This is a genomic window from Saccharopolyspora sp. NPDC000995 (assembly GCF_053599315.1).
On the sequence record NZ_JBSFLZ010000054.1, the window covers coordinates 18,679 to 41,040 of the forward strand.

24 protein-coding genes are annotated in these 22,362 nt (G+C 68.1%); 14 read left to right on the forward strand and 10 right to left on the reverse strand.

The window, feature by feature from the left end; translation table 11 throughout:
- Positions 1 to 66 precede the first annotated feature (66 nt).
- Positions 67 to 894 carry an alpha/beta fold hydrolase gene (locus tag ACWDKQ_RS18830; protein WP_450140026.1) on the forward strand — a complete coding sequence of 276 codons (828 nt, stop codon included), beginning with the start codon at positions 67 to 69 and terminating at the stop codon, positions 892 to 894.
- A 10-nt stretch (positions 895 to 904) separates the two neighbouring features.
- On the opposite strand, the gene ACWDKQ_RS18835 is transcribed toward ACWDKQ_RS18830, so the two are convergent.
- On the reverse strand, positions 905 to 2,092 hold the full coding sequence (locus ACWDKQ_RS18835; protein WP_450140027.1) for an NAD(P)/FAD-dependent oxidoreductase: 1,188 nt from the start codon (positions 2,090 to 2,092) through the stop codon (positions 905 to 907).
- Positions 2,093 to 2,311: 219 nt separating this feature from the next.
- Here ACWDKQ_RS18835 and ACWDKQ_RS18840 point away from each other — a divergent pair, with 219 nt between their 5' ends.
- Positions 2,312 to 3,055 carry an IclR family transcriptional regulator gene (locus ACWDKQ_RS18840; RefSeq protein WP_450140028.1) on the forward strand — a complete coding sequence of 248 codons (744 nt, stop codon included), beginning with the start codon at positions 2,312 to 2,314 and terminating at the stop codon, positions 3,053 to 3,055.
- 64 nt (positions 3,056 to 3,119) lie between these two features.
- Here the strand turns inward: ACWDKQ_RS18840 and ACWDKQ_RS18845 are convergent, their stop codons facing one another.
- Entirely contained in the window at positions 3,120 to 4,685 is a 1,566-nt protein-coding gene (locus ACWDKQ_RS18845; RefSeq protein WP_450140029.1) for a Na+/H+ antiporter, read from the reverse strand.
- Positions 4,686 to 4,790: 105 nt separating this feature from the next.
- Between ACWDKQ_RS18845 and ACWDKQ_RS18850 the strand changes: the two genes are divergently transcribed.
- Entirely contained in the window at positions 4,791 to 5,060 is a 270-nt protein-coding gene (locus tag ACWDKQ_RS18850; protein ID WP_450140030.1) for a UBP-type zinc finger domain-containing protein, read from the forward strand.
- A 6-nt stretch (positions 5,061 to 5,066) separates the two neighbouring features.
- On the opposite strand, the gene ACWDKQ_RS18855 is transcribed toward ACWDKQ_RS18850, so the two are convergent.
- Positions 5,067 to 6,554 (reverse strand): amino acid permease, encoded by a 1,488-nt coding sequence (locus ACWDKQ_RS18855; RefSeq protein WP_450140031.1) that lies wholly within the window; start codon positions 6,552 to 6,554, stop codon positions 5,067 to 5,069.
- Between the two features lie 88 nt (positions 6,555 to 6,642).
- On the reverse strand, positions 6,643 to 7,233 hold the full coding sequence (locus ACWDKQ_RS18860) for a TetR/AcrR family transcriptional regulator (RefSeq protein WP_450140032.1): 591 nt from the start codon (positions 7,231 to 7,233) through the stop codon (positions 6,643 to 6,645).
- A 91-nt stretch (positions 7,234 to 7,324) separates the two neighbouring features.
- Here ACWDKQ_RS18860 and ACWDKQ_RS18865 point away from each other — a divergent pair, with 91 nt between their 5' ends.
- Positions 7,325 to 7,780, forward strand: coding sequence for a nuclear transport factor 2 family protein (locus ACWDKQ_RS18865; RefSeq protein WP_450140033.1), 456 nt, complete (start codon positions 7,325 to 7,327; stop codon positions 7,778 to 7,780).
- A gap of 6 nt (positions 7,781 to 7,786) precedes the next feature.
- Here ACWDKQ_RS18865 and ACWDKQ_RS18870 read toward each other — a convergent pair whose 3' ends face one another.
- Positions 7,787 to 8,560, reverse strand: coding sequence for an HAD-IIA family hydrolase (locus ACWDKQ_RS18870; protein ID WP_450140034.1), 774 nt, complete (start codon positions 8,558 to 8,560; stop codon positions 7,787 to 7,789).
- A 42-nt stretch (positions 8,561 to 8,602) separates the two neighbouring features.
- On the reverse strand, positions 8,603 to 9,010 hold the full coding sequence (locus tag ACWDKQ_RS18875) for a hypothetical protein (protein ID WP_450140035.1): 408 nt from the start codon (positions 9,008 to 9,010) through the stop codon (positions 8,603 to 8,605).
- Positions 9,011 to 9,414: 404 nt separating this feature from the next.
- Between ACWDKQ_RS18875 and ACWDKQ_RS18880 the strand changes: the two genes are divergently transcribed.
- A complete protein-coding gene (locus ACWDKQ_RS18880; protein WP_450140036.1) occupies positions 9,415 to 9,834 on the forward strand; it encodes a hypothetical protein in 420 nt (139 codons plus the stop codon).
- Here ACWDKQ_RS18880 and ACWDKQ_RS18885 read toward each other — a convergent pair.
- Together ACWDKQ_RS18885 and ACWDKQ_RS18890 are read right to left on the reverse strand one after the other, a co-directional pair.
- Positions 9,782 to 10,561 (reverse strand): cupin domain-containing protein, encoded by a 780-nt coding sequence (locus ACWDKQ_RS18885; RefSeq protein ID WP_450140037.1) that lies wholly within the window; start codon positions 10,559 to 10,561, stop codon positions 9,782 to 9,784. The genes ACWDKQ_RS18880 and ACWDKQ_RS18885 overlap by 53 nt on opposite strands.
- 108 nt (positions 10,562 to 10,669) lie before the next feature.
- Positions 10,670 to 11,716 (reverse strand): LLM class F420-dependent oxidoreductase, encoded by a 1,047-nt coding sequence (locus tag ACWDKQ_RS18890; protein ID WP_450140038.1) that lies wholly within the window; start codon positions 11,714 to 11,716, stop codon positions 10,670 to 10,672.
- A 250-nt stretch (positions 11,717 to 11,966) separates the two neighbouring features.
- Between ACWDKQ_RS18890 and ACWDKQ_RS18895 the strand changes: the two genes are divergently transcribed.
- The 8 genes from ACWDKQ_RS18895 to ACWDKQ_RS18930 all read left to right on the forward strand — a co-directional run bounded on the left by ACWDKQ_RS18895 (position 11,967) and on the right by ACWDKQ_RS18930 (position 18,006).
- Positions 11,967 to 12,932, forward strand: coding sequence for a Ppx/GppA phosphatase family protein (locus ACWDKQ_RS18895; protein WP_450140039.1), 966 nt, complete (start codon positions 11,967 to 11,969; stop codon positions 12,930 to 12,932).
- Positions 12,933 to 13,048: 116 nt separating this feature from the next.
- Complete coding sequence (locus tag ACWDKQ_RS18900; protein ID WP_450140040.1) at positions 13,049 to 13,438, forward strand: phage holin family protein; 390 nt, start codon at positions 13,049 to 13,051, stop codon at positions 13,436 to 13,438.
- Between the two features lie 105 nt (positions 13,439 to 13,543).
- The gene (locus tag ACWDKQ_RS18905) at positions 13,544 to 14,287 is read left to right on the forward strand and encodes an ESX secretion-associated protein EspG (RefSeq protein WP_450140041.1); all 744 of its coding nucleotides are present in this window, start codon (positions 13,544 to 13,546) and stop codon (positions 14,285 to 14,287) included.
- Positions 14,288 to 14,532: 245 nt separating this feature from the next.
- Positions 14,533 to 14,925 carry a hypothetical protein gene (locus tag ACWDKQ_RS18910; RefSeq protein WP_450140042.1) on the forward strand — a complete coding sequence of 131 codons (393 nt, stop codon included), beginning with the start codon at positions 14,533 to 14,535 and terminating at the stop codon, positions 14,923 to 14,925.
- Between the two features lie 6 nt (positions 14,926 to 14,931).
- A complete protein-coding gene (locus ACWDKQ_RS18915) occupies positions 14,932 to 15,132 on the forward strand; it encodes a hypothetical protein (protein WP_450140043.1) in 201 nt (66 codons plus the stop codon).
- A gap of 96 nt (positions 15,133 to 15,228) precedes the next feature.
- Positions 15,229 to 15,948, forward strand: a complete 720-nt coding sequence (gene pepE, locus ACWDKQ_RS18920) for a dipeptidase PepE (RefSeq protein ID WP_450140044.1) — start codon at positions 15,229 to 15,231, stop codon at positions 15,946 to 15,948.
- Positions 15,949 to 16,162: 214 nt separating this feature from the next.
- A complete protein-coding gene (locus tag ACWDKQ_RS18925; RefSeq protein WP_450140045.1) occupies positions 16,163 to 16,357 on the forward strand; it encodes a hypothetical protein in 195 nt (64 codons plus the stop codon).
- 704 nt (positions 16,358 to 17,061) lie between these two features.
- A complete protein-coding gene (locus ACWDKQ_RS18930) occupies positions 17,062 to 18,006 on the forward strand; it encodes a C39 family peptidase (protein WP_450140046.1) in 945 nt (314 codons plus the stop codon).
- A gap of 1,299 nt (positions 18,007 to 19,305) precedes the next feature.
- On the opposite strand, the gene ACWDKQ_RS18935 is transcribed toward ACWDKQ_RS18930, so the two are convergent.
- Entirely contained in the window at positions 19,306 to 19,785 is a 480-nt protein-coding gene (locus ACWDKQ_RS18935; protein ID WP_450140047.1) for a UPF0158 family protein, read from the reverse strand.
- A gap of 636 nt (positions 19,786 to 20,421) precedes the next feature.
- Between ACWDKQ_RS18935 and ACWDKQ_RS18940 the strand changes: the two genes are divergently transcribed.
- On the forward strand, positions 20,422 to 21,894 hold the full coding sequence (locus tag ACWDKQ_RS18940; RefSeq protein ID WP_450140048.1) for a hypothetical protein: 1,473 nt from the start codon (positions 20,422 to 20,424) through the stop codon (positions 21,892 to 21,894).
- Between the two features lie 89 nt (positions 21,895 to 21,983).
- Here the strand turns inward: ACWDKQ_RS18940 and ACWDKQ_RS18945 are convergent, their stop codons facing one another.
- Positions 21,984 to 22,130 carry a hypothetical protein gene (locus ACWDKQ_RS18945; RefSeq protein WP_450140049.1) on the reverse strand — a complete coding sequence of 49 codons (147 nt, stop codon included), beginning with the start codon at positions 22,128 to 22,130 and terminating at the stop codon, positions 21,984 to 21,986.
- Positions 22,131 to 22,362 lie beyond the last annotated feature (232 nt).

The following is a 22,362-nucleotide window of genomic DNA, read 5'->3' on the forward strand; positions in this document are numbered from 1 at the left end:
CCTGTGCCTCAATGGTGCCTGGCTGCTCGGAGCAACGGCATTCGGGCTGTCGACCGAGGGGGACGCATGCCGACTGCTACCACGCGCGACGGTGTCGAGATCTACTACAAGGACTGGGGCAGCGGGCTTCCGGTGGTGTTCTGCCACGGCTGGCCGCTGAACGCGGACGCCTGGGAAGACCAGATGAAACTGGTGGCCGACCACGGCTTCCGCGGCATCGCCCACGACCGCCGCGGCCACGGCCGCTCCAGCCAGCCCTGGGGCGGCTACGACTTCGACACCTTCGCCGACGACCTCGACGATCTGATCAACTCGCTGGACCTGCGCGACATCACGCTGGTCGCGCACTCGATGGGCGGCGGCGAACTCGCCCGCTACATCGGACGCCACGGCACGGGGCGGGTCAGCAAGGCCGTGCTGCTCTCCGCGATCCCACCGCTGATGGTCAAGACCGACGGCAACCCCGAGGGGGTGCCCGCCGAGGTCTTCGAGGACATCAAGAACGGCATCCTCGCCGAGCGCTCCCAGTTCTGGAAGGACACATCCGTTGGGTTCTTCGGTGCCAACCGGACTGGCAACAAGGTCACCCAGGGCAACCGGGACGCGTTCTGGTTCATGGCCATGCAGGAGTCCATAGAAGCGGGAGTGAAGTGCGTGGACGCCTTCGCGCGCACGGACTTCACCGAGGACTTGCAGAAGTTCGACATCCCGACGCTTGTCGTCCACGGCGACGACGACCAGGTCGTGCCCATCGACGCCACGGGCCGAAAAACCGCCGAACTCATCCCGAACGCGACCCTGAAGGTCTACGAGGGCGGCTCGCACGGCATCGCGATGGTCCCCGGGGACAAGGAGAAGTTCAACGGTGATCTCCTGCAGTTCCTCGAGAGCTGACCGCGGCGCATCAGCGGCGCGACAGGGCCGGTGCCGCCAGGGACGTGATGAGGCGGCGGCGGTGGACCGCGAACTGCTTGGGGCTGTTCATCGCGAACACCGCGATCGTCCGGCCGCCGCGCTGGTAGGTCGCGACGAAGCGGCGGGCCTTCAACGAGCCGTCCACCACCGTGATCCGGTCCTTCGCCCCGGCGTAGCCGGCGAACTGCAACGTCGAATCGTACTGCCGCGACCAGAAGTGCGGCACTCCCGCGTACGCGGCGGCGGTCTGCCCGGCGAGCAGGTTGCGCACCGCGACCGGCGGCTGGTTCATCGCCGTCGACCAGTGGTCGCTGCGGACGGTGCGCGACCAGTGCACCGGCTGGTACCGGGCGATGTCGCCTACCGCCACCACGTTCGGCAGCGAGGTCGCGCACCCGGAGTCGGTCACGACGCCGTCGCGGAGCTTCAGCCCGGAGCCGCGTAACCAACGGGTGGCGGGCTCCGCGCCGACCTCGACGACCACCGCATCGGCCGGGATAACCCGACCGTCGGCGAGCTCCACGCCGGTGATCCGGTCGTCCGCGAGAACGCGCGTTGCGGGCGTCCCGCACCGCACCCGCACCCCGTAATCCTCGTGCTGCGCGAAGCAAAGCGGCGCCAGTTCGATGCCCAGGGTGCGCGCCAGCGGCAGGTGCTGGGCATCGACCAGCGTCACCTCGGCGCCCAGGGACCGGCAGGTCGAGGCGATCTCGGTGCCTATGAGCCCGCCACCGACGACCACAACCCGCGCCCCGGAGCGGATATCGCCGCGCAGCGCCAACGCGTCGTCGACGGTCCGCAGCCGGTGGCAGCCGGGCGCTTCCGCGGTGCCCGGCAGGCTCAGCCGGGCCGACCCGGTGGCCAGCACGACGCCGTCGGCTAGGACCTCGCTGCCGTCGGCGAGCACCAACGCACCGCGCTTGGTGTCCAGCCGCGCCGCCGCAACCCCCAACCGCCACTCCGCGGCGAGGTCGACTTCCTCCTGCTCGCTGCCCAGCGAGAGTTCCTCCGGCTGCAGCTTCCCGGCCAGGAACTCCTTGGACAGCGGCGGCCTGTCGTACGGGCGGTGCGGTTCCGCCCCGATGATCACCAGCCGCCCGTCGAAGCCCTGTTCGCGCAGCTCCTGCGCGGCGCGCCAGCCCGCCACCGACGAGCCGACGACTGCGACCGTGTTCATGCTTGGACCGCGGCCGGTGCGGTGGCCCCGATGAATGACAACAAGCCAACCTCCGTTGCACAATGAGGAACACCGCGTAGTATGTGCAACAAATCTGACCCTTTTGTTGCGACAACGTCAAGAGGGACAACGGATGGTTCCGATATGTGCACCTCGAACGGATACGGTTGACCGGTGGGTAGCGCAGCGCAGTCACGCGGAAGGAGTCCTGGCGCTCTGGTGCAGTCCGTCGATCGGGCCGTGACCGTCTTGGAACTGCTGGCGCGAAACGGAGAAGCCGGCATCACCGAGATCGCCGGGGAGCTGGGAGTGCACAAATCGACGGCCTCCCGGCTGGTGAGTGTGCTGGAAGCACGAGGCCTGGTGGAGCAGCTGGGGGAGCGCGGCAAGTACGCGATCGGCTTCGGCATCGTGCGGCTGGCCGGGGCGGCGACCGAGCGGATGGACCTGCCGAGGCTGGGCCGTCCGTTCTGCGAGTCGCTCGCCGCGGACCTGGGCGAGACGGTCAACCTCGCGATCCGGGACAATGATGTCGCCATCAACATCAGCCAGGCCCGCGGCACTGCGGCCGTAACGGCGCACAACTGGGTCGGGCAACGTACCCCGCTGCACGCGACGTCCAGCGGCAAGGTACTGCTGGCGTACGCGCCGCGGGAGGACCAGGAGGAACTTCTCGTCAGGCCGCTGGAGCGGTACACAACGCGAACTGTCACCAATGCCAGCGAGTTGCGCAAGGACTTCGAGCTGATCGCCCGCGACGGCTACGCGACGAGCTACGAGGAGTTGGAGCTCGGGCTCAACGCCGCGGCGGTCGCGGTCTACAACCACGAGGGCGATGTGATCGCCGCGCTCAGCGCCTCCGGCCCGTCCTACCGCTTCTCCCGCAAGCGCATGCGCGAAGTCGTGGGCGCGATGCGCATCGCCGCCAAGGAACTCTCGTCCCAGCTCGGCTTCCTGACCTAGCGGCGGCGTGGCCCAAGAGGTTCCGCTACCCGCGCCGCCACGCAAAATGAGCCGGATATTTGCTTCAGTCGCGGGAGAGCCAGAGTTCTTCCAGGTCTAGCTGGTGCATGACGCGGCGCAGGACCTCGTCGTCGATGCGGCGGTTGTCGCGGAACTGGACGAAAATCGCCCGCTCCGCAGCCAGCATCTCGCCCCGCAGGCGGCGGTACGCCGCCGTCGGGCTCTCGCCGACTTCGTCGGCCGACCGGCCCAGCCGCTCCCACGCCTGGTTGCTGCGCTGCTGCGCAGCGCGGCGCAGGCGGTCCGCGACGTCGCCGGGTGGTTCGGCTTCCGCGGTGAGTTCGTCGAGCCGTTCCCGCGCGGCGCGGGCCGCGTTGTGCTGGGCTTCGGCCTCGGCGAGCGCGTCGGTGTAGTCCTCGGTGCCTCGCACCCCGAGGACGCCGATGAGCCAGGGCAGCGTCGTGCCGTGCAGCAGCAGCGTCGCCAGCGTCACGAACAACGTCAGGAACAGGACCTCGTCGCGGTGCGGGAACGGCGCACCGGTCAGCGTCGCGGTGGGGATCGCGGAGGCGGCGGCCAACGACACCACGCCCCGCATCCCCGCCCACGACACGATCACCTTGAGTCGCCAGTTCGGGCTGTGGCGGCGTAGCAGTTCCGGCAGGTACATCACGAGGAAGACCCACGCGCCGCGCGCGAGCACCACGCCGGCGGTGAGCGCGAGCCCGGCAACGACGAGCGGCCCGAAGTCGGTCGACACGCTCTCCACGACGCTGCGCAGCTGCAGGCCGATCAACGCGAACACGACTGCTTCCAGCAGCGTGTCCGCCGCGTTCCACACCGCCCGGTCCTGCAGCCGCGTCGCGGCGCTGCCCGACGGCGAGTGATGGCCCAAGTACAGCCCGGCCACCACAACGGCCAGCACCCCGGAGGCGTGCACCTCCTCGGCGAGCAGGTAGGCGAAGAACGGCACGATCAGCCCTACCGCGCTTTCCAGCATGTCGTCGCGCAGCAACCGCCGGACCCGGTGCACCACCCAGCCGATGACGTAGCCGATCACCACCCCGCCGACCGCTGCCAGCAGGAACATGCCGACCCCGGCCAGCAGGTAATAGCCGGTGCCGATCGCGGCGGCCACGGCCACCCGGTAGGCGGTCAGCGCGGTGGCGTCGTTGACCAGGCTCTCACCGCTGAGCACCGTCATGATCTTGCGCGGCAGTCCCAATCGGCGGCCGATCGAGGTGGCCGCGACCGCGTCCGGCGGCGCGATAACCGCGCCGAGCACCAGCGCCACGCTCAGCGGCATGCCCGGCACCAGCCGCCAGGCGATCAGCCCGGCGACCGCCGTGCTGAACAGCACCAACCCGAACGCGAGCAACCCGATCGGCCGCAGGTTGGCGCGAATCCCGATGGTGGAGCTGTTCAGCGCGGCCGAGTACAGCAGTGGCGGCAAGATCAGCAGCAGCACCACATTCGGATCGATGGTGTAGTCCGGCACGCCGGGTATGGAGGACACGGCCAGGCCCACCACGACAAGCGCCAGCGGCGCGGAGAACCCGATCCGGCGGGCGAGGGCGGTCACGGCGAGCGCCCCTGCGAGCAGGGCCATCAACGCGGGTAGGTCGTGCATGCTCTCTCCGGTCAACGCCTGCGGATGCCGCAGTCGATGGTTACGTTCGAAAGCACATTGTCGTTCGAGCCGCGGACCGCGCGCTCACCACCTGGAGGTTTCCGAATGTCCGGCAGTTGTGCGCACCTGCAGGAGGCGGCCGACCGCGAACCTGCGCCCAGCCGCGAGGACGGCTGCGAGGACTGCCTCGCGGCCGGCCTGCACGTGTGGGCGCACTTGCGGATCTGCACGCAGTGCGGGCACGTGGGGTGCTGCGATTCCAGCCCGAACCGGCACGCCACGGCCCACTTCCACCAGACCGCCCACCCGGTGATCCGCTCCTTCGAACCGGGCGAGTCCTGGGCCTGGTGCTACCTGGACGAACAGCTCGGGTGAGCCGGGTCAGGACTCCCCGGCGATCTCGCGCTTGCCGAGCCTGCTGTTCTTCCTGCTGTACACGAAGTAGAGGACCAACCCGATCAGCATCCAGACGCCGAACCGGATCCACGTCCAGCCGACGAGGTTGAACATCAGGTACAGGCAGGCGGCTGCGGCCAGGATCGGGATTACCGGCACCCACGGCACCCGGAAGGACCGCGGCAGGTCCGACCGGGTGCGGCGCAGCACTAGGACGCCGATGGACACCAGGACGAACGCGAACAGGGTGCCGATGTTGGTCATCTCGGCGAGCACGTTGATCGGGGTCAGCGAGGCGACGGCCGCCACGACGATCCCGGTGATCACCGTGATCCGGTAGGGCGTGCGGAACTTCGAGTGCACCTTGGCGAACCACACCGGCAGCAGCCCGTCCCGGCTCATCGCGAAGCCGACCCGGGCCTGACCCAGCATCAGGATGAGGATCACCGTGGTCAGCCCGGCGATCGCGCCCAGCGAGACCAGCCCGGCCGCCCATGACGCGCCGATCGCCTGGAACGCGGTGGCCATCGGCGCCGCGGTGTCCAGTTGGTCGTACTTGACGATGCCGGTCATCACCAGGGACACCAGCACGTACAGGATGGAGCAGATGGCCAGCGAGCCGAGGATGCCGATCGGCATGTCGCGCTGCGGTCGGCGGGTCTCCTCCGCGCCGCTGGCGACGATGTCGAAGCCGATGTAGGCGAAGAACACCAGCGCGGCACCCGCCACCAGGCCGCTGAGCCCGAACGAGCCGGTCTGCCCGAAGATCGCGTTGACCAGCGGTTCCTCCAGCGCTGCCCCGGCGGCACCGGGCTGTGCGGGCTGGTGCGGCGGGATGAACGGGCTCCAGTTGGCGGCCTTGATGAACAACGCGCCGAAGATGATGAAGAACAGCACCACGACGAGCTTGATCGCCACGACCACGTTGGTCACCGAGGCGCTGAGCCGGATGCCGACGACCAGGACCCCGGTCAGGATCAGCGCGATGATCGCTGCGGGAAGGTTCACCACGCCACCGGCTCCCGGGGCGGAGGTGAGCGCCCCTGGCAACCCCAAGCCGATCGAGTTGAGCGCCGCGACGAAGTACCGCGACCAGCCCACCGACACCGTGGAAGCGCCGACGATGAACTCCAGCATCAGGTCCCAGCCGATGATCCAGGCCAGGAACTCGCCCATGGACGCGTAGGAGAACGTGTACGCCGAGCCGGCCACCGGCACGATCGAGGCGAACTCGGCGTAGCACAGCGCCGCCAGACCGCAGGCGATGCCGGAGAAGACGAACGAGATCGCGATGCCCGGCCCGGCGTCGGTGGCCGCGGCCACGCCGGTGAGCACGAAGATGCCGGTGCCGATGATCGCGCCGATGCCGATGCCCAAGAGGTCCACGGCGCGCAGCACGCGGCGCAGACGGAATTCCGGGGCCTCGGCATCGCGGATGGACTGTTCGACCGATTTGACACGCATGATTGACATGGGTGGCCTCCTCACCCGGGTGCCACGGCAGGCCTTTTGACCCGCTGGCGCCGCTTCCGCGCACCTGAGGACAGGATTGTGTCTCGAGTCACTCTGAGCAAGACGGGGCGGCGCATCGTGGGGCCGACGTGATCAGCACTGCCGCGGCGGCGCGGGCGCTGCGGGCCGGTCCGGGATTGCCGCCGACGGCTGCTGCGGCGGTCGCGCCCTCGACCAGGACGAGCAGTTGCTCGGTGAGCTCGTCGGGGTCGGCGGCGTCGAGCTCGCCGACCAATTTTCGCAGGTAGTGGCGCAGTTCGTCCTTGTGGTCCCGTGCCGCCGCGGCGACCGCGGGAGAGCTGCCGCCCAGTTCGCCGAAGGAGTTGAGGAACGCGCAGCCTCGGAATCCGGGTTCGTCGAACCAGTCATGCAGCCAGTCGAAGACCGCGAGCGCGGCCTGCTTGGGGTTGCGGTCGCATCGTGCGACGTATGTGGACAGCGAGGCGCGCCAGCGCGCGTCGCGGCGGCGCAGGTAGGCCTCCACCAGCTCGTCCTTGGAGGCGAAGCACTGGTAGAGGCGCTTGAGGGACACCCCGGAGGCGGTGCGCAGTTCGGCCATGCCGACGGCCTGGATGCCGCGTTCGTAGAACAGGGCTTCTGCCGCGTCCAACAGCTTCGACTCGGCCTCGTGGCGCTGCACGGGAGCACTCCGGGGTGGTGAGGAGAACGATCGTTCTCTATCCTAGCGGACGTCGCGGAGAATGACCGTTCTCCAGTTGGGAGCCAATTAGATGTCGCGTCCGCCCTTCCCACCGTTCGACGAGCAGACCGCCGCCCAGAAGGTGCAGGCGGCCGAAGATGCCTGGAACACCCGCGACCTCGAACGCGTCGCGCTGGCCTACACGGCGGACTCCGAGTGGCGGAACCGGGACCGGTTCATCACCGGCCGGGACGGGATCGTTGCATTCCTGCGCGAGAAGTGGGCGCGCGAACTGGATTACGCGCTGCGCAAGGAGCTCTGGGGCTTCCGCGGCAACCGCATCGCGGTTCGCTTCCAGTACGAATGCCTCGACGCCACCGGGCAGTGCTGGCGCAGCTACGGCAACGAGCTCTGGGAGTTCGCCGAGGACGGGCTGATGAGCCGTCGCGAGGCGAGCATCAACGACGTCCCGATCGCCGCCGCCGAGCGCCGGATCCTCGGGCCCCGCCCGGAATCCGAGCGGGGCGTGCTGCTGCCGGTCCGCTGAGTTCCTTCACCGGCGCAGGAAGCCCGGAAGGTCGGCGAAGGAGTCCAACACGTGGTCCGGCGCGCCGGAGGCGGCCGAGAGCGCTCCCGGCGTGAACTTGCCGGTGCGCACCAGGATTCCGGTGATGCCGTGGCGTTGCGCGGCGAGCACGTCGGACTCGACGTCGTCGCCGATCATCAAGGCGTTGCTGGGTTCGGCGTCGATCTTGCCCAGCGCGGCGGCGAAGAACTCGGCCGACGGCTTGCCGACCACGGTCGCCTCCCGGTTCGCGGCCCGCTCCAGGCCGATCAGGAACGCACCGGAGTCCAGCTGCAGACCCTCGCTGGTGCGCCAGCAGAGGCTGCGGTGCATCGCCACCAGCGGCACGCCGCGCTGCAGATGGGAGAAGACGAGGTTGAGCGTGCGGTAGTCGAACTCCGGTCCGGCACCGCCGAGGACGACCACGTCCGCGTCGTCGTCGACCTGTTCCACATCGCCGAGGTCTTCGCCGATGTCTCCGCTGTTCACCAGCAGGCATCGGGCGCCTGGGTGGTGCCGCGCGAGGTGTTCGGCGGTGGCCGCCGGCGCGGTCAGGATCTCGTCGACGCCGACTTCGAACCCGGCCCCGGTCAGGGTTTCCGCGATCGACGCCCGCGTCCGGCCGGTTGTGTTGGTGACCAGCAGGACGCCGATCCCGTCGGCCCGGAGCTTCCGGAGCGCGTCGGCCGCGCCCGGCAACGGCCGCCAGGACACCGTCAGAACACCGTCGATGTCGATCAGCGCAGCCCGGATTTCCACCATCCCAGCACGGTACGACCGTCCGGCGGGAGGCGTGCGGACCGATCAGTTCTGGCGGCTCGGCGCGTTGGTGCCCCTGCCGAGCTCGTTGAGGGCGTCGAGCGCCGAGGTCTTGGTCTCCTGGTCGACGGCCTTGCCGGCGTCCGGGTACGGCTGGAGTACGGTGCCCGACGACGGTGCCGCCACGGGTTTGAGATCGGGTCGGGTGCGTTCGCGCGGTCGTTGCGGTCGTTGGGGCCCCGGTCGGGAGCGCGGCGGCGCGGGCGGCTGCTCGGCGCGGATGTAGAGGGCTTCCAGGACCAGCACGATGATCCCGACGACCAGCGCGCCGATCGCCAGCCACAGGCTGCTCGGGTCACCGCCGAACCACCACAGCCAGCCCGCTACTCCGCCGGCGCCGCCGGCTGCGATCGCCAGCAGGTGGAACAGCAGATGGACGGCGTAACCCTTCACGACCCGACAACCTCCCCTGAAATCGCGGTCCGTCGACGATTCCGGTTGCGAACACCGGACCTCTGCGGAACACGCGCGCCGTTCGCGGCGGGTTGCCCGGGCATGCGCCGGGTCACGCGGCTGCGTGCCGGAAGTGGTCGGACCGAATCCGATGGTAGCTGCGGATCAGCGCCGGTTGCCCGATCAGGACCAGTACGCCCGATCACAGCACGGTGCAACCTGATCTGATCATTTTTCACCTGTTCGGGCGAGCGGCGCCGTTCGCGTCCGGCGGTCATGAGCGTCGCGAATTACGGTGAATCCCCAGGACCACAGCGGAACCGGCATTGGTGCGGTGCCGGTTTGTGCCGACGGCACAGATCGCGCGGAAGTGGTGGTCCGCTGCGTCGTGGGGGGTGGTGCCGGTGATCAATTCGCTGGCTGGGTTCGCATTGGCGGCCACGGTCGTCATCGGGGCGATCATCGGATCGTTGATTTCGATGTCCTGGGTGGAGCGGAGGATGCTCGGTTCCGGCGTCCCGCGCCGCGAATCCGCGCGCGGCAGACATCGCGAAACCAGCAGACTCGTCGCCGAGTACCGGCAGCAGCGCGCCGTCCTGGGCGACCGCCCGCGAACCCGGCGCACCGTACCCGTGCTCTGCACCGTGGTCGCAGCGTTGCTCGCCCCCTGCTCCGTCGGCAACGCGGTGCGGATGCCGACCCAGCGCATGGCGTCGGCCGGTGGCCCGGACGCGATGCGCCGCCCCGGGCCCCGGCACTCGTTCGACCGACCTACAGGACGCGGAAGTCGGCGAAGTCGAAACCGGGCGAAACCACGCAGCTGACCAGCGTTTCCACGGTCGCCGCCGCGCACGCGCGCTGCCAGGTGCCGGCCGGGACGACCGCCTGCGGCGCCTGGCCGGCTCCCGCGCCGAGCACCACCTGCTCGGGTTCGGCGACCGGGTTCGGCTCGTCCCCGCCTAGTGAAAGCGTCAGCGGCCCGCCCCGGTGCCACAGCCACAGCTCGTCGGAAGCGACGGTGTGCCATTCGGATTGCTGTCCGGGCGGGAGCAGGAAGTAGATCATCGTGGCGGTCGGCCGCAGGCCGCCGTTGTGCTCGATCCCGATCGGGCTGACCCAGGTCCGCCGGTACCAGCCGCCCTCCGGATGCGGCAGCAGGTCGAACTCCTCGGCGGTGCGGCTGCGCGTCTCCAAGCTCAGGAAGCGGCCCGCGACATCGCGCCGCGCGTAGCGGACGCCGATCACCGACTCCCGCTCCAGCGGCCCGTACACGTGCGGGAACAGCTTGTCCGCCGGCACGCCTTCGGGAGGCGTCGGGTTCGCCGCCTCCCACCGCACCGGCGCGGACAGCTTCGCCGGGTCCAACTCCAGCGCGATCATCGGTTCGGTCTCGTCGCGGTAGAGGGTGTTCGCCACGGCGAGCGTCGTGCGCACGTCCGGCGAGCAGTGCACGAACCCATCGGTGTCGAGGCTCGCGGCGCGGATCGGGGAGTCGCGGTCGGTGTGGAAGGTATTCAGCGGCAGCAGGTGCAGCAGCGTCGATCCAGTCACCCCGACAGTCTCTCCTGATCGGGTCGTCCGACGCGATCTACCACTCGAGTTGCTCCGACGGAACCAGCTGGTAGTGGGCCACCTTGGTGTATCCATCATTCGGGCCGATCAGACGTCGGCGGCGAGCTGCTTTACCTGCTCGATGAGGTTGGCGCGACCGGTCGCGTCGCCCGCCAGCGGCGTGACGTTGAGGGTCGTGACGCCGGACTCCTTCAGCGCTGCCAGCCGCTCCTTGACGTGGCCCACCGGGCCGACGAGCGACGTCTTCTCCAGCAGCTCGCGGGGAACCGCCGCGGCGGCCTCCTCCTTCTTGCCGCCGAGGTAGAGGTCCTGGATCAGCTCGGCCTCCGCCTCGAAGCCGTAGCGGCGGGCCAGGTTGTTGTAGAAGTTCTTGCCCTTCGCGCCCATCCCGCCGACGTAGAGCGCCAGGTGCGGCCGCGCGAAATCCAGCAAGTCGTCGAGGCCTTCGCCGATGGCCAGCGGTGCCTGGGCGACCACGTCCAGCGGCGGCAGCGACGCGTCGCGCTTTACCTTGCCAGCCGCCAGGGGCTCGCCCCACACCTCGGCCGCCCGCTCCGGCAGGTAGAACATCGGCTCCCAGGCCTCGGCGATCTCGGCGACCAGCTCGACGTTCTTCGGACCGATCGCGGCGATCATGATCGGGATCCGGTCGCGCACCGGGTGGTTGATGAGCTTCAGCGGCTTGCCCAGCCCGGTGCCCTGGTCTGCGGGCAGCGGGATGCTGTAGTGCTTGCCCTCGTGCTGCACCTTCTCGCGGCGCCAGACCTGCCGGCAGATGTCGACGATCTCGCGGGTGCGGCCCAGCGGCGCGTGGTAGGGCACCCCGTGGAAGCCCTCGATAACCTGAGGTCCGGAGGCGCCGATGCCGAGCGTGAAGCGGCCGTCGGAGACGAAGTCCATGCCCGCGGCGGTCATCGCGGTCAGCGTCGGAGTGCGGGTGTAGATCTGCAGGATGCCGGAGGCGATCTCCAGGCGTTCGGTGCGGGCGGCGATGAACCCCATCTGGCTCACCGCGTCGAACGAGTAGGCCTCCGGGACGTACACGATGTCCAGCCCGGCTTTCTCGTAGGTGGCCAGGTCGTCGACGGTCTCCTTGAACCCTCCGCTGTAGTTCAGCGGCATCCCGATGCGCATGGGCCGCACCTTTCCGGTCTGTGGCAGCGGCGATGCAGGGGCGTCGGCCGCGCTGCCGTGGTTGTCCCGAGGCTACCGCCGGGTCAACCTCGCAGGGAGACCCACCAGAGGCCTGGGTTGTGACGCACATCTCAGGAAAACGCTGGTGTGGCGGGATTTTCGGTCGAAATGACCCCGACAATGGAACCATGCCGTCCATCCAGTCCACCGCGCTGCTCCACGAGCAGCGCGGTGCGCGGGTGGTCGCGGCATGAAATTGGCTCTGCTGGACATCGGATCCACTGCTGCGCGCCTGGAGGTGGTCGACCTCGACAGGTCCCGCATGCCGCGCGCCGACTGGAGCGTGAAGGCCCGGACCAGGCTCGCCGAGCACACCGGGCGGGACGGACTCGTCACCGAGGCAGGCGTCGAGCTCGCGGTTCGGGCGGTGCGGCACTGCGTGCGCGCGGCCGCGGATCAGCGTCCCGACGCGCTGGTCGCTTACGGCACCTCGGCAGTGCGGGACGCGGCCAACGGCGCGGAACTGCGACAGCGGCTAAGCGATGCGGCCGGGGAGCGGATCGGCGTGCTCAGCCCGCACGACGAAGCCGCCGTCACCTACCACGCCGCCCGGCGCTGGCACGGCCGTTCCGGTCCGACGCTGACCACAGTGGACATCGGCGGCGGCACCATCGACGTGGCCACCGGCATCGGCGGCGAGCCCTCCGACGTGGTCTCGCTGCCGTTCGGTGCGGCCCGGCTGACCAGGCAGTACCTGCCGGACGACCCGCCGCGGTCGAGGCAGGTCGACAAGCTCGTCTCGGCGGTCCGCGGCACCCTCCCGTCCTCGCTGCGCACCTTCGCCGACCGCGACCTCGGGAACCCGGTGGCGCTGTCCAAGGTGCTGCGCCAGCTCGCGGTGCTCACCGAGAGCTCGCCGGGCAAGGTGGCCCGTCACCCCGACCGGCTGTCCCGCGCGAAGCTCCGCCCCTGGATCCCGAAGCTGGCCGAGCTGGACCAGAAGCAGCGGGCGGCGCTGCCCGGCGTGTCGCGCAGCCGCGCCCGCCGCATCCTGGCCGGCGCCATCGTCGCCGAGCTGATCCTGCGCACCATCGGCGTGGAAGAGCTGGAGATCTGCCCGTGGGGGCTGCGCGAAGGCCTGGTCTTCCGGTTCGCCGAAGCGCACGACGACACCGACGGCGACGCCCTCCAGCTGATGGCCACGCTCTTCAGCTGACCCTGATATCACCCCGGGATCCCCCGGAGATCGCACCGCGCTGCGAGCGGAGCACCCCTGGACGCCGGTAGCGTCGGTGACGTTCGTGGCGGACACCCGCAGGGAGGGCGCGCGTAGTGGCACTTCTGCTGCACATCCTGATCACCATGGTGGCGGTGTGGATCACCACCGCGCTGCCCGGGATCACCCTGGAAGGCGAGGACACCACGGCGAAGATCCTCACGCTGCTGGCGGTGTCGGTGATCTTCGGCATCGTCAACGTGGTGCTCAAGCCGATCGCCAAGACGCTGGGATGCCTGCTCTACCTGCTGACCCTCGGGCTGTTCGGCCTGGTGGTCAACGCCCTGCTGTTCTGGCTGACCAGCTACCTGGCGGGGGAGCTCCGCCTGCCGTTCCACGTCGACGGCTTCTGGTCGGCGTTCTGGGGAGCGCTGATAGTCACGATCGTCAGCAGCGCGTTGGCCGGCATCGTGCGCCGCGCCAGGCCGCAGGTGGAGGAGCGCTGACGTTCGAGTGGTCCCCTCCCCAAGACGCCGCGAAACGGGCGGCGCGCCGGATATCCTGCTGATCAAGTCAGTCCACAGGGATCTCGGTGAACCACGGAGCAGGCGATGCTATGCAGCCTTCGGGAGCTTGACGGCCTGCTGCGTGACAGCGAGGTCGGGCCGGAGATCGCGGCGTTCCTGATCGCGGAGCCGCCGGCGGCCTCCGCCGGGCCGCGGGATGAGCGGTGGGCCGGACTGGCAGCGAACCTGGCCCGCTCCTCGGTGTTCGGGTTCGCGCGGGTCAGCAACCCAGGCGAAGCGGATTTGCGGGCCGCCGTGGCGGTCGGCAACCACCACGCGACGCGGGTGGTGGTGCGGGGCGAGTCCGTGACCGCGCAGCAGGTGCGCCCCGATGCGCCGTGGCCTGCGCTGGTGGGCTGCCTACCGGAGGGCGAACCGGCCGGGGGCTGCGAGGTCACCGTGCCCACCCGGGTGCTGACCGATGCGCGCGCCGAGGCCGACAAGCGCAAGGATCGTCAGGTGGACTGGCTCGCCTACGAGCTCAAACGCCGCCAGGTTCCCCCCGAGGACGCGCAGGCCGTGGGGGACCTGATGCAGCGGGCGGACGGGATGACCGCCAGGCTTTCCGTGGGCTTGCGAGTCGCGGCCGGCGCGGTGCGCAGCGGGTCGTTCGAGATCGAGGTGCACCACGCGCCGACCGGGCGGGCCGCGTTGATCCCGGAATCACCGGACGACACGTTCACCGTGGTCGCCCCGGCCGGTGCGTATCTGATCGGCCGGACGCTCCAGGAGTACGTCGAGCGCCTGTGGATGAACACCAGCGAACGCACCCAACCGCTGCCGCGCTGAGGTCTGCCCGGAACTCCCCTCTGCCGCTGTGCCGATTCCGGGCCTGCGCCCGAGGGCCTGTGCTACCTGCATTCGAACCGGGTGGGGCGGGCGGTGCACTGTGCCACCTGACGGGCAGTCATGGGCTCTCCTACCGTCCGTGTCGTGGTCGCGCGCGGTGGCCGCCGACCTGGCCGCGCACGACATCCGCAGCATCGCCATCACCTCGATCTTCTCGCCGGTGACCAGCGATTTCGAGCAGCGGGTTGATCTTCCTGATCATCGGGATGGTGCTGGGCTTCCCGCCCGGGGCGCTGGCGCTGCTGGTCGGGTTCGTGGCCGCAGGTGGCCCCGCCCTCGCCGACGGAGGCTACGACTTCAAGGCGGGCTGGATGCTGCGCGGAGAAGTCGCCGATCCGGCCTTCGAGTTCCGGGGCCGCCGGCAGCAGCTCTACGTGGCGCTGATCGGCTTCGCGGTGTCCACTGTGGTCGTCGTGCTGGCGCACGACATGTACTTCTCGACCGGGATGTTCCCGCCGGTGGACAAGGTGTACGCGACCACCATCGAAGCCGGCATCGACCAGGGGACCATCGTGCAGCTCGCGCTGTGGGCGATCCAGGGTGCCGTGGTGCAGCTGATCGACGGCCCATCGCGGTAGCTGGGCGTGCAGCTGGGGACCGGTCTGCTGGTCGGTTCCCCGGCGGCGGGCAGGGTGGTCCTGGCGGGCCTGCTGGTGCGGGCGCTGGTGCTGAAGTTCAAGGGCAAGGAGGCGTCGGGGCCGATGGCGATCTTCGCTGCTGGCATCATCGCCGGCGATACCCTGTTCGGCTTCTTCAACTCGGTGTACAAGGTGTTGGCAAAGTAGGCCAATCGGCGTGCTGCTCACCCGGCACGCGAACGGGAGGTGCGCTCCGGGGCGATAGCCTGGGGCCTGACCAGCTGCGACGGGAAGAGGGCAAACGTGGAACTGCTGCTGCTGTCGAGCTCGATCAAGCACGGCACAGGTTTCCTCGAACACGCCAAGTCGGCGGTGGCCGAACTGCTGGCGGGGCGTGAGCGGCTGCTTTTCGTCCCGTTCGCCAAGCGCGACCACGACGGCTACACGGCCACCGTGCAGTCCGCGGTCGCGCCGCTCGGGATTACCGTTGACGGCATCCATCAGGCGGATGACCCGGTCGCGGCGGTGCGCGAGGCCCAAGCGGTGTTCATCGGCGGCGGTAACACCTTCCGCCTGCTTTCCACGTTGCACCGCCTCGGCCTGGTCACCGCGCTGCGCGAAGCCGTCCGCGGCGGCACGCCTTACATGGGCGCGAGCGCGGGCACCAACATGGCCTGCCCCAGCCTGCGCACCAGCAACGACATGCCGATCGTGGAGCCGCCGTCGTTCGAGGCGATCGGGCTGGTGCCGTTCCAGATCAACCCGCACTACCAGGACCCCGACCCGGGCAGCACGCACATGGGCGAGACCCGGGAGCAGCGGATCGAGGAATTCCTGGAGGACAACGACGTGCCGGTGCTGGGCATCCGGGAAGGGGCCTGGCTGCGGGTTCGAGGAGAGCGCGCCGAACTCGGGGGCAGCACCGGTGCGAGGCTGTTCACCCGAGGTGCCGAACCCCGCGAGCTCGAGCCCGGCGACGACGCCACGTTCCTCCTGCACACCGAGGCGCACTACGACGCCTGACGCGCGTCGACCGAGCGGGGGTTCGGTTGGCGAACCAGATCGCTCCGACCACCAGCGCGCAACCGGCGAGCTGACTGGCGGTAGGGGTTTCGCGCAGCACCACGCGAGCGGGACCTGCCGATGCGGCCCTCACCAGGACGCCAGCGACGATCGAATGGTACTACTCACTATTTTTACCGAAGAAGCATTAGTTTGCTTACGTGTTGTCTCGGGATTGGCTCCGGGTGTTCGCGGCGGTCGCGGAGCACGGCTCGACCTGAAGTCGGCGAAGCTGGCGGACCTGCAAGACCAGCTGTCGGCCACGTGCCCACCAGACACGGACACCTACGAGGCCGTGGTCCAACGACTGCGCAACAACGACCACCACGAGATCGACATCCGCTACTACACGTGGCGACGGTGCAGCTGAGAATGGTGGCGGCAGGCCTAGCGGTAGCCCTGATCCCGGAGATGGGCGCGAACCTTCAAGCGTAACGCCGCTGCCTTGCGAACCAGCAGCAACGATAAACATCCTGGCGGCGACGAAGAAGGCCGACGAAACGCCCCAAGCCCGAGCCTTCACGAGAGAGCTCCGAGAAACAGCCCGCGCAACCTGAAGGCGAGATCGGCTGCTGGGGCTCCCAATATCATCAATCAGCTGCTCCGGGCCCTTGTGCCGAGCCTCACGGTCGCGTTTTGGCCGATCTGCGGGGACGGGTGAGCAGGAAGTCGATCTGGACCCCGATGGCCTGGGGGAAGGTGCCGCCGATCGTTGCCGGGGTGCCGGTTTCGCCCGGTGTGCCTTGATTGTCCCCATGTCACGTGCGCGCCGTCTATCAGCGCAAATGCCGCCCGTATCCGTATCGGCGAAGGGTTCGTTGCCTGGATCTGCGCGCTTGCTACGGGGCCTGCTCGGCTCCCGTTCGGCGATTTCCCGTTGATCAGCGGCGATTGCTACGGAGAGGAGTCGATCAAGAGACAATCCTTTTTCGATTGGGTGGTGTGTTGAAGCATCCATAACGCTTAGTTACGATCCGGCAGTGCATCACGATCTGGTCACGAGGTCTCGACCGCGAGAGGACACCGCACCCCCGGCGGTGGCGACCGGATCTCCCCCGACGTGGAAGGGCATACGTGCACAAGCATCGCAACGCGGGCGGTCACACCCCGAAGGCCGCGATCCGCGCACTCGTTGACAGGTTCCACCCGAACTCGGGCGGTAGCGCTCCGTCCCGCAAGGTGTCCGGCAAGGTCCTCTCGGCGGTGGTCGCCGGTGGCGCGATCGTGGCGGTCGGTCATCCGCTGTTAGCGGGCGCCGCTCCGGTTCCGGTGTCCGCCCAGGTCCGCGCCGCCGACACTGCGGTGCAGGCTCCCGCAGCGCCTCCCGTTCTGGCAGCACCTGCGGCTCCGGCGGAACCTGCTGCTCCTGCTCCGGCAGCTGCTCCGGCCCCGGCGGCTGCTCCGGCCCCGGCGGCTGCTCCGGCCCCGGCGGCCCCGGCGGCCCCGGCGGCTCCGGTACCGGAGGTACCGAGCGCTCCAGAGGTCGTTCCCCAAGCCGTCTCCAAGTCCGTCCCGGTCGACTACCAGGCGCAACAGACCAGCTACTGGTGCGGTCCCACGGCGACTCGCATCGCGCTGTCCAGCACGACCGACATGCTGCCGGACCAGGCTTCGCTCGCGACCGAACTCGGCACGACTGAGGACGGCACGGACCACATCGGTCAGGTCGTCGACGGACTCAACAGGGAGCTGGAAAGAACCGGCACCCACTACGTCACCCGGGACTGGGGCGACCGCCCGCTGACCCCGGAGATGACCCAGCAGCTGTGGTCGGACACGGTCCGCAACGTCGACGTCGGCAGGGCGATGGTTGCCAACATCGTCGCGAAGCCCGGCAACCAGCCCCCCGGCTACCCGTCGAGCGAGACGATCTACCACTACGTGGCGATCGTCGGCTACAACACGGCGGACAAGACGGTGCACATCTCCGACCCGGCCCGGTTCAGCGGAATCGAGGACTACTGGCTGAGCCTCGACCAGATCGCCTCGCTGATCCAGCCCAGGGGCTACGCCGCCTGACGAACACCGCATACCGCGTAAGAAGCGAAGGTCCGCCCGGCGTGCCTTCACTTCTCGATGCGCACGGCCCAGTCCAGGCGGCTGCGGGCGATATTCGGTGACCAGGACTTCGTCAGACTCGGACGGGGTTGTCATCGTGTCGCGGCTCCTTGATCGGATCTGCTCTAACCAGTCCGACGAGACAGTGGACCGGACTGTGAGGATTTCGTCGGACTGCCGACACGCCATCCAGCAGGCGGGAAAAGCTCAGCAACCCCGGCGGGGGCTTTAGGCATCGAAATGGGTACGAGAGACCGTTTGCCTCCGGCTCAAACGGCAAGCGGTCGATCACGTACGAACACTTCTCGATTCCGGTCGACCCGGCAAACCTTCAAGCCTGGCGCGTGTCGGCGAACAGCGCTAGATCAGCATCCGGGCTAGCTATGGCTAGCGTCAGGCACCAGGCGCCGCGCCGCGAAAACCGGGCATCAGGGGCACACTCTTCGCGTGGGCGATACTGGGATCGAATCAGTGACGTCGTCGGTGTGAAAGAAGTGATCCATCGCCTGATCTGGTGCTGGACATCGTGCTCTTCCTGCTGGGAGTCGACGAACTCGACCTTCATCGCGAGGGACGTTCCAGCTCCGCCGCAAAGAAACTTGCCGCTGACCGCAAGATCTGGTTCGCCCGCCGCAGCCCACGGTTCGCCCGCCGCAGCCCACGGTTCTCCCGCTCCAGGTGCGCGATCGGCGTCTCTGCTTGTGGATCAAGGACGCCCTTCTAAAACGCGGAGCCCTCCGCCAGGCTTTCTGAACGTGGCCGCTAGGAGATCTCGGGTATCCCCGACATCGCCTAGTGCTACAGCAGCATGTGTCGCACTAGCTCGGAGGCCCCATGGTAATTGTGCGAACCCTATTGCGGGCCTGTTCCGCTGCATTGCTATCGTCGCTCGCGCCGACGACCTCAATGAAAGTCCTTGAATCCAAGGATAGACAGGTTACCAGCACCGCAACCCCTGATCCATCGAGCGTACCAGCACCCCCGATGTGAGGACCGGACGTGAAGGTGACTTGTAGGCCTGTCTCCTCGATGGCGAATTTTGCGTCTCTCAGAGCCTCTTCTTGTGACTTGGCCCTTGTATCGGAACCCACCTGGATAGCTGGAGTTTGTGCCATGATCGCCTCCTTTTCAAATACGTATTCCATTTGGGGCACCCAAGGTGCGGGGAACAATCCGGTGAGCCCTTAGATGCTTTGCGGTGGTTTCCTCCCACGTTCATGGTGACGGTTCCACGACGATGGAGGCATGAACCGGGCGGGTTCAGTTCGGATTCATTCGGTTCCCGCACCTAGATCCGGGCGCGTTGAGGTGGGACTGCGGAGGATCGACCAGCGAGTTGTCGACCAGCCATTCAACCGCTCGGCGCTCTGCGCGCGCGTCACGGAAGGAGTACCACGCCGACAGTAGGTGCGGATACTTCTCATGCAGCTCGTTCTTGAAGCGCCGGAAGGCGCCCTTGCCCTGGATGGCTCGCGCGAGTCTGCGGCCGACTGCCTCGTCACTGATTCTCTCTGCGAAGTCGGCCATGTCCTGATGCCAGACGTAGGACGGCAGCGGACCGATGCAGACCAGGTCCAAGTCGTCAAGGTCAACGGGCGTGTGTCCATCGATGCCACCATCCGCCGTCCAGAACACGATCTCGCCGGTATGTGGGTTGATCAGCCATCGGTGCTCGTAGTCGGTCTGGTCCGCCAGTGCGGTAGCGATCTCCTCCAGGTCAAGCCTGCTCAGGTCAAGCATCTGACCAATGATAAACCTGCTTCTTTCCGCGCTACACCAGTGACCGCGGGACCAGCGGCATGAGCGGATGTTCGATGAGCACCGAATCGGGCATGCCCGTAGTTGAGCGTTGTGGTCGAGTGGGGATGCCAGGCCACCACGAATCGTTTGCCAATGTCCACACACGCCGCACGTGTTCAAGCACCCCGTCGCGGGGCCTGGCTGTGACCACAGTTCAGCCTTTACCGATCGTGTTGTTCAGGGTGGGCCGTCCGAAAGGTCCCCGCGAAGCAATGAAACTGACACACGTGCTCATTCGGAGGGTATTCGCCGGGCCCCGCGGGCATCACCGTTCAACCCGCTGCGGTCGACAGATCTTCCTCGCGGAAATGCTGGTTGAGTCGACCTGGGAAACGGACCAGGAGCAATCCCGGCACCGCGCCCCAGGTCGACTCAACCAACTGGCAAAGCAGAAGGAAACTTCTGGCATGGGACGACCCCGGCTCTCCGTCCCCCGGGGTCGTTCGAAAGACGAGTCTCTCGAAGCGCGGTGAAGACTCCCCACAGCAGCAGCACAAACGGCCCACTCCGGTGAGAAGTGGATGGGCTCCGAGCCCTATTATGCGTGGCATGCTTAACCGGGCTGCGGTGAGGATCGTGCGGGATGTGCGTGAGTGGTTGTCCGGCCGCGCGGGCCACGGTGCAGCTGAAGAGGACTGGCATCCCGATGGGAATGCCATGTGCAGCCTGGAATTGCTGCTGCAGGCACGGCAGGACTGGCTCAACAGTCCCGACCCGACGTTGTGGAGAACCGGCGACGCGCATCGCCTGCTCATCGACGTTGCCGCGCAGCGGCTCACTGACATCTACCGGTTGAGCGAGCACGGTCCGGCCGTGTTGAAGGTCTTGATTGATTTCCTGGACGACGCTGACCGCTTCCACCCGGCCAGCATGCGCGTCGCCACTCTGCGCAAGGAGCTGGATCGTGCGGCGGCGAAGTTTCCCGCCGCGATGGCCGACGAGTCCGTGTGGCGGCTGGCAAAACGGGTTTTCGTGGCGGTGCGCGCGGACGGGGTCGATCCCGCGGACGACACGGCGGTCGACGCCTGGGCCGCCGCGTTCAGTGCGGCACCGGCTGAGCGGCGGCGTGCTGTGCTCGGTGCACTGCTCGACCGGCAACCCGAACTCCTGGCGGCTCAGTTTGTCGTCCGGGACGGGCAGGTCGCCGCGATCGAACCTGGCGCGCCGGTTCCGCGGCGGTTTGACCAGGGCACACGCGAGTGTTGCGAGGAGAAGCCGGACTTCCCGGCCGTCGCGCTGCCCGCGATCAGCGAACTCGCCGATGCTGCAAGAGAATCGACCCTGCTGCGTAATCTGGTCGCATGTGGACGCTGGGCCGCGGCGGGCCGTGCGGTGACCAAGCACGGGCTCCCGTCACGGGACGACGCCCAATCGCTGGCCGCGGCCATGGGTATAGCGGTGCGCGATTCGGTTCGTGATCTCCGGGACAACCTCGCCCTAATCCGATTCTGGCGACTGGCCTTGGACGTCGAGGTTCTGCGGCTCCACCGGACCAAGGTGGTCGCCGGACCGGCGCTCGCGGACCTGGAGCAGGTGCTGGACAGTGCTACCGACCACGACCACACCTTGCGGGTGTGGAAGGAAATCGCCGACATCGCGGTGGCCGGGCCGACCCAGCTCGCTGCAAAGGACGGCCTGGCGGTGAAGCTGGAGGAGTTCAGCAGCCCGTGGGGACCGAGGGTGCTGGGCGAGCTGTACAGGATCAACAACTCGGTACTGCTCGATGACGTGCTTGACAGGTTGGTCACCGACTACCACGGGTTTTTCGCGGAAGAGGCGCTGGTCATGATGACCGAGGCGGCTGTTCGTACCGGCCTGCTCACCGGTGCTGAGGCGGGCATGGTCGAGGTCACTGTGCCCGCGGACGCCGAGATCGACCCCGAAATTGCCTTGCTGGTCGACGGCAACAGCGTACTGGGCGACCCGGTGTGGTCTGTGGCCCCTGTTGCCGGCACCCGTGTCGAGCTCACGCCGCTGGGCCGCTATCAGGTGCGGCTGAACCTGTTGGCGGAGGGAAGCCACGCCCCACTGCTCGAGCCGATGCAGTGATGCGAGGCGGTCGCCGTCCGAACGAAAAGGATGGCCCGCTACCGGCGAACAGCCGCGCCCGTACGTTGGTGAGCTGCTGGTGAAGGTGGTCAGGTATTGAGTTCCCCTGGGATGACGTAGCCGAGTTTGAGCAGGGCTTTGCGGAACTTGAGTTCCTTGTCGGCTGGGACTGCGAGATGCCGGTCCCCGATGAGGTGGCACAGCGAGCGGAGGGCGCGGTCGTGGGCGATGAGCACTGCGACAGCAGGGTCGGCCCTCTTTGTCAGGATGAGATGAGACACCTGGTGTGAGTACCGGGTACCAGAGCGAGGGCGGGATCGGAGATCCTGATAGCCGTGTCCACTTCATCCGACAGGCCCGGCCAGCCGGCTGCGCAGCCTGATCCTGCCGCACGGCCATCGCGGCGGGTGTTCAGCCCGGAGTACAAGCTGGCGATCGTCGCCGAGTATGAGAGCGCCCCGAACGGTG